Below are 23,007 nucleotides of genomic sequence, written 5' to 3' on the forward strand. Positions count from 1 at the left end.
CGGCATTCCGACGATGCTTTTTCATTGATTCAAACGCTTATCGACCAGCTCCTGCACCACGCTCGGATCGGCCAGGGTCGAGGTGTCACCGAGGCTGTCGAGTTCGTTGCAGGCGATCTTGCGCAGGATTCGCCGCATGATCTTGCCCGAACGGGTTTTCGGCAAGGCCGGTGCCCATTGGATGAGATCCGGCTTGGCGAAGCTGCCGATTTCCTGGCTGACGTGGGCCAGCAGCTCCTTTTTCAGATCGTCGCTGGGTTGGGTGCCGTTCATGGGCGTGACGAATGCGTAGATGCCCTGGCCTTTGACATCGTGGGGGTAACCGACCACGGCGGCCTCGGCAATGCTGTCATGCAGCACCAGAGCACTTTCCACTTCGGCGGTGCCAATGCGGTGGCCGGACACGTTGATCACGTCATCGATACGCCCGGTGATCCAGTAGTCGCCGTCCTCGTCGCGACGCGCACCGTCGCCGGTAAAGTAGTAGCCGGGGTAGGGCTTGAAGTAGGTGTCGACCATTCGTTGCGGATCGCCGTACACGCTGCGGATCTGCGCCGGCCAGCTGGATTTGATCGCCAGCACGCCGCTGCCGGCGCCTTTGATTTCCTTGCCGACTTCGTCCAGCAGCACCGGTTGCACACCGAACATCGGTTGCGTGGCGCAGCCGGGCTTGATGCGTTGGGCGCTGACCAGCGGGCTGAGCATGATGCCGCCGGTTTCGGTCTGCCACCAGGTGTCGACGATCGGGCAGCGCTGTTCACCGACCGCGTTGAAGTACCACTCCCAGGCTTCCGGGTTGATCGGCTCGCCGACACTGCCGAGCAATCTGAGGCTCGCCCGCGACGTTTCCTTCAAGGGTTCGGCGCCTTCGCGCATCAGCGAGCGCAGGGCGGTCGGGGCGGTGTAGAAAATGTTCACCTTGTGTTTATCGATGACCTGCCAGAAGCGCGAGCTGCTCGGGTAGCTCGGCACGCCTTCGAAGATCAGCGTGGTTGCCCCATTGGCCAGGGGGCCGTAGACGATGTAACTGTGGCCGGTGACCCAGCCGACGTCGGCGGTGCACCAGAAGACTTCTTCGTCACGGTAATCGAGCACGTACTTGAACGTCATGGCCGCTTGCAGCAGGTAGCCGCCGGTGGTGTGCAGCACACCCTTGGGTTTGCCGGTGCTGCCGGAGGTGTAGAGGATGAACAGCGGGTCTTCGGCGTCCATCGGCTCGGGCGGGCATTCGTCGCTGACGTCGCGCAGGGCCTGGTGATACCAGAGGTCACGGCCTTCGACCCAGTTCACCTGGCCCTGGGTGCGCTCGACCACGATCACCGTGCTGACGTTCGGGCAGCCCAGCAGCGCCTTGTCGACCTTCTCCTTGAGCGCAACGAATTTGCCGCCACGCACGCCTTCATCGGCGGTGATCACGGTGCGGCAGTCGGCGTCGAGAATGCGGTCGCGGACCGAATCAGGGGAGAAGCCGCCAAACACCACCGAATGCACCGCCCCGATGCGCGTGCAGGCGAGCATGGCGTAGGCGGCTTCGGGGATCATCGGCATGTAGATGCACACGCGGTCGCCTTTCTTCACGCCACGGCTCTTGAGCACGTTGGCGAGGCGGCAGACGTGGTGGTGCAGTTTCTTGTAGGTGATCTGGGCGGATTCGGCGGGGTCGTCGCCTTCCCAGATGAGGGCGACCTGATTGCCGCGTTTTTCCAGGTGGCGGTCGATGCAGTTGTAACTGACATTCAACTGGCCGCCCGCAAACCAGCTGGCTTCACCGGTTTTCAGGTTGTAGCGCTGGACGGTGTCCCAGGGTTTGCTCCAGTCGAGAAAACGCCTGGCTTGCTCGGCCCAGAACTCGCTGGGGTGTTCGATGGATTGGCGGTACAGGCGTTGGTAGTCGTCTTGACTCAACTGTGCAGCCCGGCGGACAGCATCGGCTTTGGGGAACGTGCTGATATCGAACATGACGGTTCCTTATTCTTGTTTTGCGACAGGAACAAAGATGCGCCGAGTGGCGCAAGGGTTCAACCCGAACCCCGAAATTTTGGGCCCGCCTCAAAACACTGTGGGAGCGGGCTTGCCCGCGATTGCGGTAGATCAATCGATACATTCGTCGACTGACATGACGCATTCGCGAGCAAGCCCGCTCCCACAGGAATAGCGGCGCAGCTGGGTATCAGCCGCGATGACGACCGCGGAAGTAGTTGATCAGCCCTTGGGTGGATGCGTCCTCGGCGGCAGTTTCCTCGCTGCCGACCAGACGGTTGTAGACGCCCTTGCCCAGTTCCTTGCCCAGCTCCACGCCCCACTGGTCGAAGGCGTTGATGCCCCAGACCACGCTTTGCACGAAGACCTTGTGTTCGTACATCGCCACCAGCGCGCCCAGGCGGCGTGGGCTGATGCGCTCGACCACCAGGGTGTTGCTCGGACGGTTGCCCGGGATCACCTTGTGCGGTGCGAGTTTCTGCACCTCGGCTTCGGCCATGCCCTTGTCCCGCAGCTCGGCCTCGGCCTCGGCGCGGGTCTTGCCGAGCATCAGCGCCTGGCTTTGCGACAGGCAGTTGGCGTACAGCCATTGGTGGTGGTCGGCCACCGGGTTGAAGCTGACGATCGGCACGATGAAGTCGGCCGGGATCAGTTGGGTGCCCTGGTGCAGCAACTGGTGATACGCGTGCTGACCGTTGCAGCCGACGCCGCCCCAGATCACCGGACCGGTGTCGGTGGACACCGACGTGCCGTCCTGGCGCACGCTCTTGCCGTTGGATTCCATGTCCAGCTGTTGCAAGTGCTTGGTGATATTACGCAAGTAGTGGTCGTACGGCAGGATCGCGTGGCTCTGCGCACCCCAGAAGTTCCCATACCAGACGCCGAGCAGGGCCAGCAGCACCGGCATGTTCTGTTCGAACGGCGCGCTCTGGAAATGCTGGTCCATGGTGTAGGCACCGGACAGCAGCTCCTTGAAGTTCGACATGCCGATGGCCAGGGCGATAGGCAAGCCAATGGCCGACCACAGCGAGTAACGCCCGCCGACCCAGTCCCACATCGGGAAGATGTTTTCTTCGCGGATCCCGAATGCTACTGCGGCGGCGTTGTTGCTGGAGACGGCAATGAAGTGACGGTACAGCTCGGCTTCCGAGCCGCCCTGCGCCAGGTACCAGGCGCGAGCGGCCTGGGCATTCTTCAGGGTTTCGAGGGTGTTGAAGGATTTCGACGAGACGATGAAAAGCGTGGTTTCGGCGCGCAGTTTCAGGGTCAGTTCATGGAACTCACTGCCGTCGATGTTTGCCAGGTAGTGGCAACGTACGCCTTTTTGCGCGTAGGACAGCAGCGCTTCGGACACCAGTTCAGGACCGAGGAACGAGCCACCGATGCCGATGTTGACCACGTCGGTGATCGGCTTCTCGGTGTAGCCGCGCCACAGACCGTCGTGGATGCGGCCCACGAGGTCGGTGATCTGGTTCAACACCTTGTGGACTTCCGGCATCACGTTGACGCCGTTGACCGACAGCTTGTCGCCCACCGGGCGACGCAGCGCGGTGTGCAGGGCCGGGCGGCCTTCGGAGGAGTTGACGATTTCGCCTTCGAACAGCGCCTTGATCGCGCCTTGCAGATCGACTTCGTTGGCCAGGCCCACCAGCAGGTTACGGGTTTCGGCGTTGATCAGGTTCTTCGAGTAGTCGAGAAACAGGCCGCAGCTGCTGAGGGTGAATTGAGTAAAACGCTGCGGGTCGGCATTAAAGGCCTCGCGCATGCTGAAATCCTGCATGGCTTGGCGGTGGTCTTTCAACGCCTGCCAGGCGGGCAGGGTGGTCACGTCGTGAGGAGTGCGGTAGTACGCCATCGCTGCGGGTTTCCTTTTTACTTGAACGGCCTTTTGAACACTAAAAATCCCGGAGCGCTGCGGGTGGGCGTCCGGTCAACTGCGTCGACACGATTTCATGGCACAGGGCGAATACAGTAAACCTCGCGCTGCAATCTGTCTTGAGTTTGTCTGACCCGTTCCCGGTACTTTTTTGTACATGGGGCAGGGAACGGTCCGACAAACGGGAAGGCGATGCGATCAGGCAACCTGAACCGGGATGGCGTTGCTGGTGTGGCTCAACTCGTTACCTGGCGCCATGTAGAGCATACGCGGCTTGAAGTTGAGCAGTTCGGCTTCGCTGTAGTGGGCATAGGCGCAGATGATCACGCGGTCGCCCACCTTGGCCTTGTGCGCTGCAGCGCCGTTGACCGAAATCATCCGCGAACCTTCTTCACCGCGAATCGCGTAAGTGGTGAAGCGCTCGCCATTGTCGACGTTGTAGATCTGGATCTGTTCGTACTCACGGATGCCGGACAGGTCCAGCCATTCGCCGTCGATGGCGCAGGAACCTTCGTAATCGAGAACAGCGTGGGTGACTTCGGCGCGATGCAGCTTGGCCTTGAGCATGATGGCGTGCATGAGTGTTTTTCCAGGTCGGAATCGAACGGCGGGCAGTGTGCCCGAAGGCAATGTGGGCAGCAATACGCGCGGGAAGCCCACAAATTTTCCCTGTGGAGCGAGCCTGCTCGCGATAAGTCCCTCACATTCAACATCGATGTTGACTGACTGACAGACCGCTATCGCGAGCAGGCTCGCTCCCACAGCAGGTTTTGGTGTCAAGCGATCGCGTCGAGATCCAGGTGCAGGTTGTCGATCAACCGTGTGCTGCCGAGGAACGCCGCCACCAGGATCACCAGGTCGCGGTCCTGCGCTGTGGCGGGACGCAAGGTCAGCGCATGGCGCACTTCCAGGTAATCGGTACGCAGCCCGGCGGTTTCGAGTGCCTGGCGTTGGGCCGCGATCAGGGCTGGATAATCGCGTTCGCCCTGTTTGATGGCTTCGGCCATCGCAGACAGGGTGCGGTAGACGACCGGGGCTGTTGCTCGCTGTTGTTCGTCGAGGAAGCCATTGCGCGACGACAGCGCCAGGCCATCGTCGGCTCGCACGGTCGGCTCGCCGATGATCTGGATCGGCATGTTCAGGTCGTGCACCAGGGCGCGGATGACCGCCAGTTGCTGGAAATCCTTCTGACCGAAGATCGCCAGGTCCGGCTGGACCATGTTGAACAGCTTGCTGACCACTGTCGCCACGCCTTCGAAATGTCCCGGACGGCTCGCACCACACAGGCCTTCGGACAGTTGGGGAACGCTGACGCGAGTCTGGCCGGCCATGCCGTCGGGGTACATCTCTTCAACGGTCGGAGCGAACAGCAGGTGGCAGCCCGCTTCGAGCAGCTTTTCCTGATCCGCCGCCAGGGTGCGCGGGTACTTGTCGAGGTCTTCGCCCGCGCCGAATTGCAGCGGGTTGACGAAAATGCTCGCGACCACGAAATCAGCCCGTTGCGAGGCCTTGGCAATCAGGGCGATGTGACCGCTGTGCAGGTTGCCCATGGTGGGCACGAAGGCAATGCGCTTGCCTTCGCCCCGGGCGCGAGCCACGGCGGCGCGCAGTTCGCGTACGGTTTTTACGGTGTTCATGCAGAGAATCCGTGTTCGATACCAGGGAAAGTCACCGCCTTGACCTCGGTGACATAAGCACTCAGGGCCGCCTGAATACTGGTTTGGCCGTGCATGAAGTTTTTCACGAACTTGGGCACACGGCCTGTGATCGACAGGCCGAGCATGTCGTGCAGCACCAGCACCTGGCCGTCGGTGCCATTGCCCGCACCGATGCCGATTACCGGGATGCCCACTGCCTGAGTGATTTCCTGGGCCAGTTCGCTCGGTACACACTCCAGCAACAGCATGGCCGCACCGGCCTGTTCCAGAGCAATGGCATCGGCGCGCATCTGCCGTGCCTGGTTCTCGCTACGACCCTGGACCTTGTAGCCGCCCAGGATATTCACCGCCTGTGGTGTCAGCCCAAGGTGCGCGCAGACAGGGATGCCGCGCTCGGCCAGCAGGCGGATCGAGTCCGCCAGCCACAGGGCACCTTCGACCTTGACCATGTGCGCACCGGCCTGCATCAACGCAGCACTGTTGGTCATGGTTTGTTCGAGGGTGGCATAGGCCATGAAAGGCAGGTCGGCGAGGATCAACGCGTCGGTGTTACCGCGTTTGACGGCCGCGACATGGTAAGCCATGTCGGCAGTGGTCACCGGCAGCGTGCTGTCGTGACCTTGCAGAACCATGCCGAGGGAGTCGCCCACCAGCAGCACTTCGACACCCGCTTCGTTGCAGGCGTGGGCGAAGGTTGCGTCATAGCAGGTCAGCATGGTGATTTTTTCACCTTTTTGCTTGAGACCTTGCAGCGTGGTCAGGGTGATGGCTGGCATGAAAAGTTCCTCATTCAGGCGCTATGGAAACTACTGCGAGTAACGCGCGTGATTCTTCGTTAAATACAGGCGCACGGTCTGTTGTCGTGCTTTTAAGGCCTGGATTGCGCCCTTTAACGCCGTGTTGGCGGCAGCGGGACGCCTATAGTCGTGATGAGAACTCGGGAAGTCAATTACGTGTGTTACCGCATTGTTACGACAGGGGTGTTACCGATGGCGACTGATGCGATTCAGCAACCGCGGTTTCTGGAGCGGCGCCAAAATCCCTGTGAAGGCTCGCTCTCACAGGGGATTTTGGTTAATTCGAGGGCTGTCGTTCCAGGCCGACGAACGGGCAGGCGGCAAGCAGCGCGTCCAGGCGGCGGCCATCGGCCAGGCGCAAATCCGCGGGCGCCAGTTCGGCGAGCGGATAGAGGACGAAGGCGCGTTCCTGCATATGGTAATGGGGCACCTTGAGGCGCGGCTCGTCGATCAGTCGGTCACCAAACAGCAGGATGTCGAGATCCAGCGTGCGTGGTCCCCAGCGTTCCAGGCGCTCGCGGCCCTGGCCATTTTCGATGGCTTGCAGCGCATCCAGCAGCGCCAGTGGTGCCAGTGCGCTGTCGAGGGCGGCCACCGCATTGGTGTAACGCGGTTGGCCCGGCAGCAGCGAATCGCTTTGGTAAAACGCGGAAACCCCGACCAGCGCGGTCTGGGGCAAGTGCGCCAGCGAGTCGAGCGCGCTGCGCAATTGTTCGGCTGGGTCAGCCAGGTTGCTGCCCATGCCGATGTAGATGCGTTCCATGCGTTTACTCGCCGCTGCCGCTCGGGGCGCCGGCCGTGCGCTTGCGTTTGGCGCCCGTGCTGCGGCGCCGTTTGCGGGGAGCGCCTGAGTCGCCGTCGTCCTTGCCGCTGAGGTCGCGGATCATGTCCCGCCGTTCGCTGTCGTTGGCGTCCTGATAATCGGTCCACCATTCGCCCAGGCCGTTGGTTTGCTCGCCGGCGCTTTCACGCAGCAGGAGGAAGTCGTAACCGGCACGGAAGCGAGGGTTGTCCAGCAACAGGTCGGCGCGTTTACCGCTGCGGCGCGGCAGGCGCTCCTGCATGTCCCAGATTTCCCGGATCGGCATTGTGAAGCGTTTGGGGATCGCGATCCGCTGGCACTGTTCGGCGATCAGTTCGTGCGCCGCTTCCTGCATGGCCGGAATTGGCGGCATGCCACGTTCCTGCAGGCGCAGTACGCGAGCCGGCAGGGCAGGCCAGAGCAATGCGGCAAACAGGAACGCCGGGGTCACCGGCTTGTTCTGCTTGATGCGCAGGTCGGTGTTGATCAGTGCTTCGCTGATCAGGGTGTGGGTGTACGTCGGGTTGTACTCCAGGGCCTCGGCGCTGGCCGGGAACAGCGGATCGAACAGTTGCAGGTCGACCAGCATTTCAAACGTGTCCGCGGCGTGGCCGGAGAGGAACAACTTGAGCACTTCTTCGAACAGACGGGCCGACGGAATCTCGCGCAGCATCGGCGCCAGATCACGGATCGGCAGGGCGCTGTGTTTTTCGATACCGAAATTCAGCTTGGCGGCAAACCGCACGGCCCGCAGCATCCGTACCGGGTCTTCCTGGTAGCGCTGCTTCGGATCGCCGATCAGGCGGATCAGGTGGTTGCGGATATCGTGTACGCCGTTGGCGTAATCGAGGATGCGCTCGCTGACCGGATCGTAGTACAGGGCGTTGATGGTGAAGTCGCGGCGTTGCGCGTCCTCTTCCAGGGTGCCGTAGACGTTATCGCGCAGAATGCGCCCGCTTTCGTTGCGGGAAGACTGGTTGCTGTCTTCTTCCTCTTCGTTTTGCGGGTGATTGGCGCGGAAGGTCGCGACTTCGATGATTTCGCGGCCGAAATGGATGTGCACCAGCTTGAAGCGACGGCCAATGATCCGCGCATTGCGGAATTCGGCGCGAACCTGTTCAGGCGTGGCGCTGGTGGCGACGTCGAAATCCTTGGGCGTGATGCCGAGCATCATGTCGCGCACGCAGCCGCCGACCAGGTAAGCCTGATAACCGGCGCTCTGCAGGCGTTCGACGATATTCACCGCATAACGGCTGAACTGCGCCTTTTGCAGCGAATGTTGACCGCTGTTAAGCACTTCAGGCGTGCTGCGGATGTGTTGCGTAATACGCTTGGGAGAACGGAGTGACTGGAACAGCTTCTTCAGCATGGGATGCACTGTTTGAAGGAATGTTCGGCCAAAACGAAGAATGACCGCATGATGGGCGGGGATTCTAGCATTTAGTCAGAGGATGGTGTAGGACGCTGTAGGGAAGGTCCCGGGGGGCGGAAACTACAAGGGGAGCCGAAGCTCCCCAAGAAGTAGTTGCATGCTCTATTTTTGTTATTGGTTTCGGGCTTTTTGTTTTTGTTGAGTGCCCTCGCCATGAAGGTTTCCTTCATGACCCTCCCAATCGGGAGCCAAGAGCAAACGGATTGCTTTGGTCGCTGTGTTGCAGTGATCTTTCGATCCAACCAGTTCAGGCTCTGTCTTAGGACAGTTTTTGTTGTTCTCGGCCTGGTCGTGGGGCACGCCCCAAATACAACGCCTCTCCAAAAGAATCAGTTAGCTGCGCCTCTCGCCGTCTTGTTTTTATTGTGCGTGAGTCGATTCGTCTTATTTTTATTGTCTTATGCATTGCTTGTTATTGTTCTTGTACCAAACATATAGCAGGGTGCGTGCCAACTTTTGTGAAGCCTAGCAAAACAAGGGGTTAGGCCCGCTGACCCGGTTTTTCAAGGCCCAAAAAAACCGGGGCTTCGTTACCGTAAGCCCCGGCTTCTGTTACGTGAAAAATCGGCGGTAACAGTTTTTTCACAGATTCATGTGTTACTCGCGCACCCCGCAGGTGACGTTCAGCTCTCGCTGGCCACGCCGGTCTTGCGCCGCGGGATACCCAGGCGCTGGCGACGTTCCCACAGGCATTTACGGCTCACACCCAGTTTGCGCGCCAGCTCGGTTTCGGTCATGTGGTCCTGATGCTCGAGGACGAAGTGCTGGAAGTAATCCTCCAGTGACAGGTCCTCGGTCGGTTCATGGCTGTTGTTGGCGGCACCGTTACCCTGTTGCGGTGCCAGGCCGATGAATTCATCGTCGTCGAGGTCGCTCAGTTCGATGTCGATCCCCAGCAGCTCGGCGGATATCTCCGGGCTTTCGCTCAGGATGACCGCGCGCTCGACAGCGTTTTCCAGTTCGCGGACGTTGCCGGGCCAGGAATAGTGACGAATTGCCTGCTCGGCATCCGGGGCAAACTTCAGGTCGGTGCGGTTGATCCGTGCGCTCTGTCGCGCCAGGAACGCATTGGCGATTTCGTTGACATCGGCGCCACGCTCGCGCAATGCCGGCAGTTTCAGGGCAATCACGTGCAGCCGGTAGTACAGGTCCTCACGGAACTGGCCGATTTTCGCCAGGCTCTTGAGGTCGCGGTGGGTCGCGGCGATCAGGCGCACGTCGACCTTTTGCGACTGTACCGAACCGACCCGGCGAATTTCGCCTTCCTGCAACACGCGAAGCAGTCGAGCCTGGGCTTCCAGCGGCAGTTCGCCGATCTCATCGAGGAACAGGGTGCCGCCGTCGGCCGCTTCCACCAGGCCAGCACGCCCGGCGCTGGCGCCGGTAAAGGCGCCTTTCTCGTGGCCGAACAGTTCGGACTCGATCAGGCTTTCCGGAATCGCTGCGCAGTTCACCGAAATCATCGGCGCCTTGGCCCGTTTGGACAGGTTGTGCAGGGCGCGGGCCACCAGTTCCTTGCCGGTGCCGGACTCGCCCTGGATCAGGACATTGGAGTCGGTCGGTGCCACTTTGCGGATTTTGCCGTAGAGATCCTGCATGGGCGGGCAGGAGCCAATGATGCCGATTTCGCCGTTGCTGCTGTCGACGCCGGGCTTCGCCGCACCGTTGACGGCTTTGCCGACAGGCGATTCGCTGTTGGCCGGGGCCGATTGCCGGTCACGCAGGATCCGGGCGACGGCCTGGAGCATTTCGTCGTGATCGAAAGGCTTGGCGATGTAGTCCACTGCGCCCATCTTCATGGAGTCGACTGCCGAGCGCAGGCTGGCGTAGCTGGTCATGATCAGCACCGGAGTGCCCTGGCCAAGTTTGATCAGTTCGGTGCCCGGTGCGCCTGGCAGGCGCAGGTCACTGACGATCAGGTCGAACGTGGGAATGGTGAAGCGTTCTTGTGCTTCCTGCACTGAACCGGCTTCGCTGACCTGGTACTGGTTGCGCTCCAGCAGGCGGCGCAAGGCGGAGCGGATGATTGTTTCGTCTTCGACGATCAAAATGTGCGGCATTGATTCGATACTCTCGACGGTCTCAGTTCACAGCGGACGTCGCTTCGACATGACGCGGCAAAGTCACCCTGATACGGGTGCCGCGTTGGCTTTGTACATCAGCCGGGCTGTCGATGGTGATTTGTCCATAATGCTCTTCAACGATGGAATAGACCAGTGCAAGGCCCAGACCGGTGCCTTCGCCAGGGTCCTTGGTGGTAAAGAAAGGTTCGAACAACCGGTCCATGATGTTCTTCGGTATGCCACTGCCTTCGTCCTCCACGATCAGGTCGACCGTGTGTTCGCCGGCTTCGCTCTTGACCCTGACCGCACTGCCGGGAGGCGAGGCGTCACGGGCGTTCGAGAGCAGGTTGATCAATACCTGGGCGAGGCGCTGCGGATCGCCCTCGACCCAGTGGTCGGGGTCGCACAGGTTATAGAACTGCACTTCGAAATTGCGGCGGTTCAACGCCAGCAGGCCGATGGCATCCTGGGCCACTTCGGCCAGACAGACGGCTTCGTCATTGTGCTGATGCGTGCCGGCATGGGCAAAGCTCATCAGTGACTGCACGATGCGCGACACGCGTTTGGTCTGTTCGAGGATCTGGCCGCTGATTTCCTTGAGTTCGCCGTCTTCTTCCCGCTCTTCACGCAGGTTTTGCGCCAGGCAGGCGATGCCGGTGATCGGGTTGCCAATCTCATGGGCCACGCCCGCCGCGAGGCGGCCGATGCTCGCCAGGCGCTCGGAGTGCACGAGCTTGTCTTCGAGCATCTGGGTTTCGGTCAGGTCTTCCACCAGCAGGACCAGGCCGCTGTTACCCGGTGCGAGCGGCTCGTCGATGGCCGCCTTGTGCAGGTTCAGCCAGCGGGTCTGGCCATCGAGGGCCAGGTGCTGTTTGTGCAAGTGCTCGTCCGGCACATTGATGAACCCTTGCAACAGGCCTTTCCACGGCTCGGCAATGGTGCTCAGGCGCGAACCGACCACGCGCTGCGCGGCGATCCCGGTGAGTTCCTCCATGGCCTTGTTCCACATGAGGATCTCCTGATCCTTGGCCAGGGAACAGACGCCCATCGGCAGTTCCTGCAGGGTCTGGCGGTGATAGCGACGCAGGGCGTCGAGCTCGGCGGCCAGGCCGGTCAGTCGCGAGTGGTAATCCTCGAGACGGCTTTCGATGAAGTGAATGTCCTCGGTGACATAGTTTTCGCCGCCTGCCTTGTACGGCAGGAAGGTTTCGACCATGTCCTGTGCCACGCTGGGGCCCATCAGGCCGGAGAGGTTGGCCTCGATCCGGTCACGCAAGCGACGCAGGGCGTATGGCCGGCGTTCGTCGAACGGCAGGTAGAGATCGCGCAGGGCCTGCTCGACTTCCTTCTGTGCGGCTTTGGCACCCAGGGGTTTGGCCAGTTGCGTGGCGAACTCCTGTGGCGAGGCGGCATGCAGTTCGCGGCGTTGCGGGCGACGCACGTTGTCCACGGCGCAGGCTTCGGCCGCGCTGGCTTCTTCGGTGCTGGCATTGGTGAACAGCGAAATCAGCGTGAACATCAGCACGTTGGCGGCCAGCGAGGCAATCGCCGCCATGTGCCAACTGGTGTCGTCCAGCACGTAGATCATGTTCAGCAGTGGAATGTAGAAACCCTGCAGGTTGCCGACCAGCGGCAACAGCATGGTCACCAGCCACACCAGGATCCCCGCCAGCAGGCCGGCGATGAAACCTCGACGGTTGGCAGTCGGCCAGTACAGGACCGACAGCACCCCGGGCAGGAATTGCAGCGTCGCGACGAAGGCGACGATGCCAAGGTTGGCCAGGTCCTGCTCCGCCCCCAGCAACAGGTAGAAACCGTAGCCGGCCATGATGATCGCGACGATCAAGGCGCGCCGGGTCCATTTCAGCCAGCGATAGATATTGCCTTCGGCGGGCGGCTGGTAAAGCGGCAGCACCAGGTGGTTGAGCGCCATACCGGACAGGGCCAGCGTGGTGACGATGATCAGGCCGCTGGCGGCCGATAACCCGCCGACATAGGCCAGCAGCGCCAGCGCTTTGTTGTTGGCGGCGATGCCGATGCCCAGGGTGAAAAATTCCGGGTTGGTGGTGGCCCCCAGTTTCAGTCCGGCCCAAAGGATCAGCGGCACTGCCAGGCTCATCAGCAGCAGGAACAGCGGCAGGCCCCAGCTCGCGCTGACCAGTGAGCGCGGGTTGAGGTTTTCGGTGAAGGTCATGTGGTACATGTGCGGCATGACGATCGCCGAGGCGAAAAACACCAGCAACAGCGTGCGCCACGGGCCTTCCTGCAACGGCGTGTGCAGGGCGGCGAGGGCGGTCTGGTTTTGCAACAGCCATAACTCAAGCTGTTGCGGGCCGTCGAAGACGCCGTAGAGGGCGTACAGACCGACGCCGCCGATGGCGATCAGCTTGATCACCGACTCGAAGGCGATCGCGAACACCAGGCCTTCATGTTTCTCGCGGGTGGCGATATGGCGCGAGCCGAAGAAAATCGTGAACAGGGTAATCAGTGCACAGAAGCTCAGTGCCACGCGATGCTGCACCGGCTCGCGGGTGAGAATACTGATGGAGTCGGCCACCGCCTGGATCTGCAGCGCCAGCAGCGGCAGCACGCCGATCAGCATGAACACCGTGGTCAGTGCGCCCGCCCAGGTGCTGCGAAAGCGGAACGCGAACAGGTCGGCCAGTGACGACAACTGATAGGTGCGGGTGATCTTCAGGATCGGGTACAGCAGCACCGGCGCCAGCAGGAACGCACCGGAAACCCCCAGGTAGCTGGACAGGAAGCCATAGCCGTACTGATAGGCCAGGCCGACCGTGCCATAAAACGCCCAGGCGCTGGCATAGACCCCGAGCGACAAGGTGTAGGTCAGCGGGTGGCGAATGATCGCCCGGGGGATCATGCCCCGTTCGCTGACCCAGGCTACGCCGAACAGCACGGCCAGGTAGGCGGCGCTGATCAGGATCATCTGGGTCAGGCTAAAGCTCATCGGCATCTTTTTGGCTCTGCAGGATGAAGGTCACGACGATCAGGATCAGCCAGAGCAGATAAGGGCGATACCAGGCGCCCGTGGCGTCGATCCACCAATCCATGATGGCGGGGGAGAACAGATAGATCCCCACGACCAGAAGCAGGACCAAGCGATAGATGTACATCCCGGCCTCTCTTTTTTATGCGCGTGCCCGAAAACGTGCGGCGATGGTAACGGATGGGGGCGCCACTGCAAGTCTGATCACTGTAGTTGCGCTTCGGGCAGGTTGAGTGTGCGCGGGATCTTCGTGGCATCCCAGTGGGCGATCCCCCAGTTCAGCACTTCCCGGGGCGTTGCGTACTTCAGTTCGCTCCCCGGAGCCTGCCCCAGGGCGCGCAAGGCCCGCAACAACAGGGGGGTGGCCTGATCTTCGGTCAACGGCGGCGAACGGTAGGATTTGCCGAGCTTGTTGCCGTCAGGTTGAGTAATCAGCGGAATGTGCAGGTAACGCGGTTGCGACAGGCCGAGCAATTCCTGCAGATAGAGCTGGCGTGGCGTCGAATCCAGCAGGTCGGCACCCCGCACGATGTCGGTGATGCCCTGCCAGGCATCATCGAGTACCACCGCCAGTTGGTAGGCGTAAAGGCCGTCGCGGCGGCGGATCACGAAATCGCCGACGTCACGCCCCAGGTGCTGGCGAAATTCGCCTTGTACCCGGTCGATGAAGTGATATTCCAGCTCCGGGACACGCAAGCGGATCGCCGCGTCTTCGCTGCCGTGGCCTGCATTGCGGCACAGCCCCGGGTAGATGCCGTGATAGGGCTCGAGCTGCTTTCGCGAGCAGGTGCAGGCGTACGCCAGGCCATGATTGAACAGCTGATTGAGCACGTCGGCATAGGCTTCGTGACGCTCGCTCTGGCGGACCATGTCGCCATCCCACTCGAAACCGTAGCTTTCCAGTGCCTTGAGGATGGCTGCCTGCGCGCCGGGCTCTTCCCGGGGTGGATCAAGGTCTTCCATGCGCACCAGCCAACGCCCGCCCACTGCACGCGCGTCGAGATAGGAGGCCAGTGCGGCAACCAGCGATCCGAAATGCAGGTGTCCGCTGGGCGTGGGGGCGAAGCGGCCGATGTAGGTCGGGGATTTCATACAGGCGGTATCATTATTCCAGGCTGGCGCCAGACCTCTGTGGGAGCGGGCTTGCTCGCGAATGCCCGCTCCCACAGGTTATGTGCCAGGCCAAATATCAGAAACAAAAACGGAGCGTTCGCACGCTCCGTTCTTCATTCAAGTCGTCATTACTTGCCGACTTGTTTTTCCTTGATTTCCGCCAGGGTCTTGCAGTCGACGCACATGTCGGCGGTCGGACGGGCTTCCAGGCGCTTGACGCCGATTTCCACGCCGCAGGATTCGCACCAACCGTACTCTTCGTCTTCGATCAGTTGCAGGGTCTTGTCGATCTTCTTGATCAACTTGCGCTCACGATCGCGGGCGCGCAGTTCGAGTGCGAACTCTTCTTCCTGGCTGGCACGGTCTGCGGGGTCAGGGAAGTTGGCCGCTTCGTCCTTCATGTGATCAACCGTGCGGTCGACTTCCTGCATCAGGTCCTGTTTCCACTTGTTCAGGACCTTGGTGAAGTGAGCGCGCATGGGCTTGCCCATGTACTCCTCGCCCGGCTTTTCCACATAGGGTTCGAAGCCGCTGATCGACTGGACTGGCTGTTGCTTTGCTTGGGTGGACATGAAATAGACCGCCTCTACTCTTGTAATCCATCTGCGCAGGATTGCTCCATCACCGGCACCCGCCGGCCCTGCGGCTGCAAGCGGGCGAACTTACCAGATCGAATCGGACCGCGCTACTCCCGGATGTCGAGGGCACAGCCCGCGGGGCTTGCAAATGATTGCAAAGCCTTGCCTGGTGGTGATGGAGGCCTGATCAATTAATGATTTTAGTCAAACCTGGCGCACTCGCATGAGCGTTTGTGGCCAGGGTCTCAAGGGGTCTGACCGCTTTAGGTTCTCGCTCGTTCCTGCGCTTGGGTAGAATCGGTGTTTTCCCTTTTGTTGAAGGAAGGCCAATGGCTCAGCCCTACAGTGCCCGCAGTCGCGCAATTGAACCGTTCCATGTCATGGCGCTGCTGGCGCGGGCCAACGAACTGCAAGCTGCCGGCCACGACGTGATCCACCTGGAGATAGGCGAACCCGACTTCATCACCGCCGAACCGATCATCCAGGCCGGCCAGGCTGCGCTGACGGCGGGCAAGACCCGGTATACCGCCGCCCGGGGCATCCCCGAACTGCGCGAGGCGATTTCAGGCTTCTATCAGCAGCGTTACGGTCTGAACATCGATCCCCGGCGAATCCTGATCACGCCCGGCGGTTCCGGTGCGTTGCTGCTGGCCAGCGCCCTGCTGGTGGACCCGGGCAAGCACTGGTTGCTGGCGGATCCGGGCTACCCGTGCAACCGGCATTTCCTGCGTCTGGTGGAAGGTGCGGCGCAATTGGTGCCGGTGGGGCCGGAGGTGCGCTATCAACTGACGCCGGACCTGGTCGAGCGTCATTGGGACCACGACAGCGTCGGCGCGCTGGTGGCTTCGCCGGCCAACCCGACCGGGACGATCCTGACTCGCGACGAACTGGCCGGGCTGTCGGGCGCGATCAAGGCGCGTCATGGCCATCTGGTGGTGGACGAGATCTACCATGGCCTGACCTACGGCACCGATGCCGCCAGCGTGCTGGAAGTCGACGACAGCGCCTTTGTGCTGAATAGTTTTTCAAAGTATTTCGGCATGACCGGCTGGCGGCTTGGCTGGCTCGTGGCGCCGGAGGCGGCGGTCGGTGAGTTGGAGAAGCTGGCGCAAAACCTCTACATCAGCGCTCCGAGCATGGCGCAGCATGCGGCCCTGGCCTGTTTCGAACCGGCGACCATTGCCATTCTCGAAGAGCGGCGTGCTGAGTTTGGACGGCGCCGGGATTTCCTGCTGCCCGCCTTGCGTGAGCTGGGCTTCAATATTGCCGTAGAGCCGGAAGGCGCCTTCTATTTGTACGCCGATATCAGCCAGTTCGGCGGCGATGCCTTCGCGTTCTGCCGCCACTTCCTCGAAACCGAGCATGTGGCAATCACCCCGGGCCTGGATTTCGGGCGTTATCAGGCCGGTCATCACGTGCGGTTTGCCTATACCCAGAGCTTGCCGCGTCTGCAGGAAGCGGTGGAACGCATTGCTCGCGGTCTGCGGAGTTGGCAAGGCTGATGCGTTTTGATCCCCCACTGGAAGAAGGTCGCCTGATCCGGCGTTACAAGCGTTTTCTCGCCGATATCGAAACCGTCGATGGCGAGTTCCTCACCCTTCATTGCCCGAACACCGGCTCGATGCTCAATTGCCAGGTTGAAGGCGGGCAGGTGTGGTTCAGTCGCTCCAATGACCCGAAACGCAAGTTGCCGGGGACCTGGGAAATCGGCGAAACCCCGCAGGGCCGGCTGTTTTGCGTGAACACCGGACGCGCCAATGGCTTGATCGAAGAGGCGCTGCGCAACGGGGTCATCGCCGAGCTCAACGGTTTTACCGGACTCAAGCGTGAAGTGGCCTACGGACAGGAAAGCAGCCGTATCGATTTTCGTCTCGATTACCCGGATGGGCCGGCGTACGTGGAAGTCAAAAGCGTGACCCTGGGCTTCGATGGCTCAGCCGTTGCCGCGTTTCCCGATGCGGTGACCCAGCGAGGCGCCAAGCACTTGAGGGAGCTGGCTCACCTGGCCCGGGACGGCATTCGGGCGGTGCAGTTGTATTGCGTCTGCCTGAGCGGTATCGAGGCAGTACGTCCAGCGCACGAAATCGATGCGGCCTACGCCTCGGCCTTGCGCGACGCGGTGGCGTGCGGGGTTGAGGTGCTGGCTTATGGCGTGGCTTTGAGCCATGAAGGAATGCGGGTCGAGCGGCGTCTGGATGTTTTGCTCGACCGTTAAGGGTTGATCCAGATGCCCTGGTCGTCTTCACGGCTGTCAACGCGGGTCAGAGATTGTCCGGCGCAGGGGCCGGCCACGCACTCACCGTCTTCGATCAGGAACAGTGCGCCGTGGGTGGCGCACTGGATCAGGCTGTTGCTGGGGTCGAGGAACTGGTCAGGCGTCCATTCCAGACCGACGCCGCGGTGCGGGCAGCGATTGAGATAGACGTAGACCTGGCCGTTGCGGCGCACGGCAAACAGCTTCTGGCCATCGACGTCGAAACCGCGGCTGCTGGAGTCGGCCAGCTCAGCGCCAGCGCAAAGAAACTTCATGACTATCCTCAACGTCGTCGGCGGCTCGTGACTGAATATGTCCGAGCTTGACGTTCAAATGAAAACAATTATCAAATGGCCACCTTGTCCACAGGTAGCTGCCGCACGTCGAGGATACTTGGCCTGGTCTTTCGATGCCTGGGAAAAACCTTAAAAGGAAGCTGTTTATGCGCCTCAGTACCCGCGTTATTGCGCTTTGTGCCGGACTTCTCGTCAGCCACCACGGCGCAGCGGCCGAATTGCCGCAACGTTGGGTCAGCGCCGGCGGCGCCCTGTCGGAATGGGTCAGTGCACTGGGTGGCGAGGCGAAACTGGTCGGGGTCGACACCACCAGCCAGCACCCGCCATCTCTCACGGCATTGCCCAGCATTGGCTATCAACGGCAGCTATCGGCCGAAGGCGTGTTGAGCCTGCGCCCACAAATACTGGTGGGCACCGAGGAAATGGGCCCGCCGCCGGTGATTTCGCAGATTCGTACGGCAGGTGTGCAAGTCGAGTTGTTCTCGGCCCAGCCCGATCTGCCAGCGTTGCAGGACAATTTGCAGCATCTGGGCCGGTTGCTCGGCGCAGAGGACAAGGCGGTGCAGTTGTTCCAGGACTATCAGCGACAACTCGACCAGCAGAAAGTCCGCGTGACCAGGGCGCAGGTCAAACAATCATCACCGGGTGTGCTGTTGCTGGTCGGTCATGCGGGCGGCAAACCCCTGATCGCCGGTAAGGACACGGCGGCCGATTGGCTGATTGAGAGCGCCGGTGGGCACAATCTGGCGACCCACACCGGTTACAAACCCTTCTCCAACGAGTCCCTGATCAGCCTGGACCCCGAAGTGCTGGTGTTCGCCGACCGCGCGCTGACGGGCGAGGCAGCCCGCGCAGCGTTGTTCAAGGAGAACCCGATCCTGTCCTCGACCCGCGCCGCCCGTGATGGGCGGGTCATGGAGCTTGATCCGACGCTGCTGGTGGGTGGGCTCGGCCCACGTCTGCCCTTGGCCGTGAAAAAAGTCAGCGACCTGTTCTACCCCGGCACTGCCACTCCATGACCGTGCTGGTAAAGCCCCGTGCATTGTTCATCGGCCTGAGCCTTCTGTGTTTGTTGGCAATCTGGCTGTCGCTGGCGCTGGGGCCGGTCAGCCTTCCCCTGCTTGATACCCTGCGCGCGAGTTTGCGTCTGCTCGGCCTGCCCATTGCACCTGACGGGCTGGAGCAGGCTGAACTGATCCTCGGGCAGATTCGCCTGCCGCGCACGTTGCTGGGGCTGGCAGTGGGCGGGGTGTTGGCGCTGTCGGGCGTGGCCATGCAAGGCTTGTTTCGCAACCCGCTGGCCGATCCCGGGCTGGTGGGCGTTTCCAGTGGTGCGGCGTTGGGGGCGGCCATTGCGATTGTCGGCGCAACGGCCTTTGGCGGTTTGCCGGAGTCATTCGGGCCATACCTGCTATCGCTGTGCGCGTTTATCGGCGGGCTGGGCGTGACCGCGCTGGTGTATCGGCTGGGGCGCCGCAACGGGCAGACCAATGTCGCCATCATGCTGTTGGCGGGTATCGCCCTCACTGCACTGGCGGGCTCCGCCGTGGGGCTGTTTACCTATCTGGCGGACGACGCGACCCTGCGCACCCTGACGTTCTGGAACCTGGGCAGCCTCAACGGGGCCAGTTACTCGCGACTCTGGCCGCTGCTACTGATCACTGTCGGCGTGGCGTTATGGTTGCCACGCCGGGCCAAGGCCCTGAATGCGTTGTTGCTGGGGGAGTCGGAGGCCGGCCATTTGGGCGTCGATGTCGAGAGGCTCAAGCGTGAACTGGTGTTTTGCACGGCGTTGGGCGTCGGTGCGGCCGTGGCGGCGGCCGGTATGATCGGTTTCGTCGGGCTGGTGGTGCCGCATCTGGTGCGCTTGCTGGCCGGCCCGGATCATCGCGTGCTGCTGCCGGCCTCGGTGCTGGCGGGCGCGAGTCTGCTGCTGTTTGCCGACCTGGTGGCGCGCCTGGCGCTGGCGCCGGCCGAGCTGCCGATCGGCATTGTCACTGCGTTTATCGGTGCGCCGTTCTTTCTATATTTGCTGCTCAGGGGACGTGCCTGATGTTGCGAACGCAGAATCTGCACATCCGCCGAGGCCGCAAGCTCGTCCTGACGGACATCACGCTGGAACTCAGACCCGGGGAAGTGCTCGGCGTGCTGGGACCCAACGGTGCCGGAAAAAGCACGCTGCTGGGCGCATTGGGCGGCGAGTTGCACGCGGATCAACCCAGCGTCTGGCTCGATGATCGCGAGCTGCGGGAGTGGACCGGTGCCCGGCGAGCCCAGCGCCTGGCGGTGTTGCCACAGGTGTCGACCCTGGATTTCGCCTTCCGTGTCGAAGAAGTGGTCGGCATGGGGCGCTTGCCGCACCAGAGCGGCCGGGTTCGGGATGACGAAATTGTCCTCGCGGCGTTGAACGCAGCCGATGCCGGGCACCTGATGGGGCGCAGTTACCTGGCGCTGTCCGGTGGCGAGCGCCAGCGTGTGCACCTGGCGCGTGTGCTGGCGCAGCTCTGGCCTGGCGAGACGGGCCAGACGTTACTGCTGGACGAGCCCACCTCGATGCTCGATCCACTGCACCAGCACACCACCCTGCAAGCGGTGCGCGAGTTCGCCGACCGAGGAGCGGCTGTGCTGGTGATCCTGCATGATCTGAACCTCGCGGCGCGTTATTGTGATCGCCTGCTGCTGCTTGAAGGCGGTCGCCCGGTCGCGCTCGATACGCCCGAGCGAGTATTGCGTCCAGAGCCGCTCAAGGCGGTATTCGGCTTGGACGTGTTGGTACAACAGCATCCAGAGCGCGGGCATCCGCTGATCATCGCCCGCTGAAGGTGAAGGGGGAGTGCATGCGTGCAGGAATGATTCTGGCGGGGTTGATGCTGAGCGCCTGCCAACATGTTTCAGCGCCGCCGCCGATCGTCGGTGACATTCGTGACGTGCACAGCGGCCAGCCGTTGACCGCGCAGGAGCTGGTCGTGCGGCTGGCCAGCGCCTCGCGGTTGATCGTCGGTGAGCAGCATGACAACCGCGATCACCACGAATTGCAGCACTGGCTATTGCAGGCGCTGGGGGATCAGCGTCCGCAAGGCAGCCTGTTGCTGGAAATGCTCACGCCGGACCAGCAGGCCCGCGTCGACGACGTCCGTCAGGCGCCGACGTTGCCGGCGGACTTGCCCGGTGCGTTGGCCTGGCAGTCGGGGTGGGATTGGAACCTGTATGGTCCGATTGTCCGTTTCGCCCTGGCCCAGCCGTATCCGCTGCTGGCCGCCAACCTGGATGCTGCCGAGGTCCGCGACATCTACGCCAACCCGTCGGTATTGAGCGGTGCTCGCACCAACGCCGAGCCTGTCAGGGCCGAGCTTTTGGCCCAGGTCGGCGAATCCCATTGCGGCCTGCTGCCTGACTCGCAAATGCCGGCCATGCTCGCCGTCCAGCAACAGCGCGACCGTCGCATGGCCGAGCGGCTGCTGGCAGCTCCCGCCCCGGCCTTGTTGTTGGCGGGTGCTTACCACGCGCGCAAGGATGTCGGGGTGCCGATACACGCCCTGGATCTGGGTGAGCGTGAAGCGCCGACGGTACTGATGCTCGCTCAGCAGGGCAGTGAGGTGACGGCGGCAATGGCCGACTATGTCTGGTACACCCCCGTCATGGAGGCGCCGGATTACTGTGCGCAGATGCGCAAGCAGTTCGGCAAGTGAGGACGGACTTTTCCACAGGCAAAAAAAGACCCGGCAAGAGCCGGGTCAAATAACCGTGATTAGCCTGATGAGGAGATATCTGAGAGTCCGAACCAAGGGCTGTTCAAATATCGACCAGTCTCGCGACCAGTTGTGATAATCATATCGATTCTCATTACCATGTCAACCGTTGATTCTTCATTTATTCGAGAATCGCCGTCGAAGCGCTGAAGGAGCCCGTAATCATTGGCCTGGCGGGCCGCTTTTGAGCGAGCTCAAATGTGTAACCTGTTTATTCAGCAGGTCGATTCTGCGGGCCATGCTTTCGATCAGGCTGTGGGCGATCTTCGCATTGCTGCGGGTCAGGCTGAGAAACTGGTCTTTGGGGATCAGCATGACGGTACTGGGTTCGCTGGCGATCACACTCGCATTACGTTTCTCGCCAGTGAATACGGCCATGGCGCCGAAAATCTCGTCCTTGGGGATATCGCCGACCTTGTGTCCGTCGACGAACGCTTCGGCATGGCCCTCGATAATCACGAAGACGTGATCGGCCTCATCGCCCTGATGGATCAGCATGTCGCCACGCGCGACGCGCTGAAAGCCGTTGGTGCTGCGTAACTCCGGTTGCTTCAGGCGGGCGACGGCGTCGGACAACAGGGCAGTCTGACCGGTCAGGTACTGCAGCAACAGTTCCGGGCGCTCCGGGTCGGCATGGATGTGCTGGAACACTTCGGAGCGCAGGTAGGGCGTCAGTGTGATCGGGCTATCCGTGCACAGCCGGCAGCGTGGCAGGTCGCTGTCCTGGCGCAAGCCGACCAGGTCGCCTTCATGCAGGTAGAACAGCGGGCGCTCGTCGATGTATCCATGCAGCAGGCCGCTTTTCAGGATGAACAATTGATTGACGGGTAATTCGGCTGCCAGATCGTCAGTCGCCGAAAACTCCAACGCCGGGCCGCACGGGGATAAATGCTCCAGCAGGCGGGCCGGAATGTTTTGCAGGCGATCGATCAGTACGTCGGCGTAGGCCGGTTGTTCCCCAAGCAAATACATGGTGGCAGGGCCCGTTCAGTTCTTGTGGCGTGATGAAATGGCTTCCAGCTGTTTATTCAGGGCTTCCTTGCGCTCTGCGGGGATGTCGTTCCAGTGCACATCCATCAAGGCGCCTTCGATGGCGTACAGCAGCACTTTGGACGCTCGAAACCCGCGCGTACGCACGGCCCGATAAGCATCCACGGCCCCCAGCCGACGCAAATCCGAGGCGCTGTGGATGCCCACGGCATGCAGCCACTGCGCTGACGTCTTGCCAAGGTTCTTCAGATGCTGCAGTTCATCATTCATCAAGCCTCCTTGCGATAGCCGAACGGTGCGTGGGCGAGCTTCTCAGGAGTGTAGCCATCAGCAGCAAAAGCGTGATTGTTTGGTCGCTGTCGGAGCAAATGCTTCTAAGAAGCACGCTGGGGCGCGACGTACCAGATCGCAA

General features: G+C 61.7%; 21 protein-coding genes. 6 read left to right on the plus strand and 15 right to left on the minus strand.

Annotation, left to right across the window (positions count from 1 at the left end):
• Positions 1–21 precede the first annotated feature (21 nt).
• The 12 genes from acs to dksA form a co-directional block, all read right to left on the minus strand.
• Positions 22–1,959, minus strand: a complete 1,938-nt coding sequence (gene acs, locus ACM6IM_RS02975; RefSeq protein ID WP_192308951.1) for an acetate--CoA ligase — start codon at positions 1,957–1,959, stop codon at positions 22–24.
• Positions 1,960–2,170: 211 nt separating this feature from the next.
• Positions 2,171–3,835 (minus strand): glucose-6-phosphate isomerase, encoded by a 1,665-nt coding sequence (gene pgi / locus ACM6IM_RS02980; RefSeq protein WP_192308949.1) that lies wholly within the window; start codon positions 3,833–3,835, stop codon positions 2,171–2,173.
• A 219-nt stretch (positions 3,836–4,054) separates the two neighbouring features.
• Positions 4,055–4,435 (minus strand): aspartate 1-decarboxylase, encoded by a 381-nt coding sequence (gene panD, locus ACM6IM_RS02985; protein ID WP_003228271.1) that lies wholly within the window; start codon positions 4,433–4,435, stop codon positions 4,055–4,057.
• Between the two features lie 197 nt (positions 4,436–4,632).
• Positions 4,633–5,493 (minus strand): pantoate--beta-alanine ligase, encoded by an 861-nt coding sequence (panC, locus tag ACM6IM_RS02990; RefSeq protein ID WP_414864108.1) that lies wholly within the window; start codon positions 5,491–5,493, stop codon positions 4,633–4,635.
• Positions 5,490–6,290: a 3-methyl-2-oxobutanoate hydroxymethyltransferase gene (gene panB, locus ACM6IM_RS02995; RefSeq protein WP_192308944.1), complete on the minus strand. Its 801-nt coding sequence runs from the start codon at positions 6,288–6,290 to the stop codon at positions 5,490–5,492. The genes panC and panB overlap by 4 nt, the downstream gene beginning before the upstream one ends.
• Positions 6,291–6,588: 298 nt before the next feature.
• Positions 6,589–7,074, minus strand: coding sequence for a 2-amino-4-hydroxy-6-hydroxymethyldihydropteridine diphosphokinase (gene folK, locus ACM6IM_RS03000; RefSeq protein WP_414864109.1), 486 nt, complete (start codon positions 7,072–7,074; stop codon positions 6,589–6,591).
• Between the two features lie 4 nt (positions 7,075–7,078).
• Positions 7,079–8,482 (minus strand): polynucleotide adenylyltransferase PcnB, encoded by a 1,404-nt coding sequence (locus ACM6IM_RS03005; protein WP_414864110.1) that lies wholly within the window; start codon positions 8,480–8,482, stop codon positions 7,079–7,081.
• A 686-nt stretch (positions 8,483–9,168) separates the two neighbouring features.
• Positions 9,169–10,605, minus strand: a complete 1,437-nt coding sequence (locus tag ACM6IM_RS03010; protein WP_192308938.1) for a sigma-54-dependent transcriptional regulator — start codon at positions 10,603–10,605, stop codon at positions 9,169–9,171.
• Between the two features lie 22 nt (positions 10,606–10,627).
• Positions 10,628–13,582: a sensor histidine kinase gene (locus tag ACM6IM_RS03015; protein ID WP_192308936.1), complete on the minus strand. Its 2,955-nt coding sequence runs from the start codon at positions 13,580–13,582 to the stop codon at positions 10,628–10,630.
• A complete protein-coding gene (locus ACM6IM_RS03020) occupies positions 13,566–13,742 on the minus strand; it encodes a hypothetical protein (protein ID WP_003176118.1) in 177 nt (58 codons plus the stop codon). Before ACM6IM_RS03020 ends, ACM6IM_RS03015 begins: the two co-directional genes overlap by 17 nt.
• A 77-nt stretch (positions 13,743–13,819) precedes the next feature.
• Complete coding sequence (gluQRS, locus tag ACM6IM_RS03025) at positions 13,820–14,707, minus strand: tRNA glutamyl-Q(34) synthetase GluQRS (RefSeq protein WP_201194829.1); 888 nt, start codon at positions 14,705–14,707, stop codon at positions 13,820–13,822.
• 149 nt (positions 14,708–14,856) lie between these two features.
• A complete protein-coding gene (gene dksA, locus ACM6IM_RS03030) occupies positions 14,857–15,300 on the minus strand; it encodes an RNA polymerase-binding protein DksA (RefSeq protein ID WP_192308932.1) in 444 nt (147 codons plus the stop codon).
• A 335-nt stretch (positions 15,301–15,635) separates the two neighbouring features.
• On the opposite strand from dksA, the gene ACM6IM_RS03035 reads away from it, so the two are divergent.
• Both ACM6IM_RS03035 and sfsA read left to right on the plus strand, forming a co-directional pair.
• Complete coding sequence (locus ACM6IM_RS03035; protein ID WP_414864111.1) at positions 15,636–16,808, plus strand: pyridoxal phosphate-dependent aminotransferase; 1,173 nt, start codon at positions 15,636–15,638, stop codon at positions 16,806–16,808.
• Positions 16,808–17,521, plus strand: a complete 714-nt coding sequence (gene sfsA / locus ACM6IM_RS03040; protein ID WP_414864112.1) for a DNA/RNA nuclease SfsA — start codon at positions 16,808–16,810, stop codon at positions 17,519–17,521. Before ACM6IM_RS03035 ends, sfsA begins: the two co-directional genes overlap by 1 nt.
• On the opposite strand, the gene ACM6IM_RS03045 is transcribed toward sfsA, so the two are convergent.
• Positions 17,518–17,835: a Rieske (2Fe-2S) protein gene (locus ACM6IM_RS03045; protein WP_192308926.1), complete on the minus strand. Its 318-nt coding sequence runs from the start codon at positions 17,833–17,835 to the stop codon at positions 17,518–17,520. The genes sfsA and ACM6IM_RS03045 overlap by 4 nt on opposite strands.
• Before the next feature lie 167 nt (positions 17,836–18,002).
• Between ACM6IM_RS03045 and ACM6IM_RS03050 the strand changes: the two genes are divergently transcribed.
• The 4 genes from ACM6IM_RS03050 to ACM6IM_RS03065 are packed head-to-tail and all read left to right on the plus strand — an operon-like array spanning position 18,003 to position 21,545.
• Positions 18,003–18,875 carry a heme/hemin ABC transporter substrate-binding protein gene (locus tag ACM6IM_RS03050; RefSeq protein WP_414864113.1) on the plus strand — a complete coding sequence of 291 codons (873 nt, stop codon included), beginning with the start codon at positions 18,003–18,005 and terminating at the stop codon, positions 18,873–18,875.
• Between the two features lie 50 nt (positions 18,876–18,925).
• Complete coding sequence (locus tag ACM6IM_RS03055) at positions 18,926–19,909, plus strand: FecCD family ABC transporter permease (protein ID WP_414864121.1); 984 nt, start codon at positions 18,926–18,928, stop codon at positions 19,907–19,909.
• Positions 19,909–20,676: a heme ABC transporter ATP-binding protein gene (locus tag ACM6IM_RS03060; protein ID WP_414864114.1), complete on the plus strand. Its 768-nt coding sequence runs from the start codon at positions 19,909–19,911 to the stop codon at positions 20,674–20,676. The genes ACM6IM_RS03055 and ACM6IM_RS03060 overlap by 1 nt, the downstream gene beginning before the upstream one ends.
• Positions 20,677–20,693: 17 nt before the next feature.
• Positions 20,694–21,545 carry a ChaN family lipoprotein gene (locus tag ACM6IM_RS03065; RefSeq protein ID WP_414864115.1) on the plus strand — a complete coding sequence of 284 codons (852 nt, stop codon included), beginning with the start codon at positions 20,694–20,696 and terminating at the stop codon, positions 21,543–21,545.
• 222 nt (positions 21,546–21,767) lie between these two features.
• Here ACM6IM_RS03065 and ACM6IM_RS03070 read toward each other — a convergent pair whose 3' ends face one another.
• Together ACM6IM_RS03070 and ACM6IM_RS03075 are read right to left on the minus strand one after the other, a co-directional pair.
• Positions 21,768–22,577: a Crp/Fnr family transcriptional regulator gene (locus tag ACM6IM_RS03070; RefSeq protein ID WP_414864116.1), complete on the minus strand. Its 810-nt coding sequence runs from the start codon at positions 22,575–22,577 to the stop codon at positions 21,768–21,770.
• A 15-nt stretch (positions 22,578–22,592) separates the two neighbouring features.
• Positions 22,593–22,865: a TfoX/Sxy family protein gene (locus ACM6IM_RS03075; protein WP_007971093.1), complete on the minus strand. Its 273-nt coding sequence runs from the start codon at positions 22,863–22,865 to the stop codon at positions 22,593–22,595.
• Positions 22,866–23,007 lie beyond the last annotated feature (142 nt).

Source organism: Pseudomonas sp. IT-P12 (genome assembly GCF_949767465.1).
Classification (GTDB): domain Bacteria; phylum Pseudomonadota; class Gammaproteobacteria; order Pseudomonadales; family Pseudomonadaceae; genus Aquipseudomonas.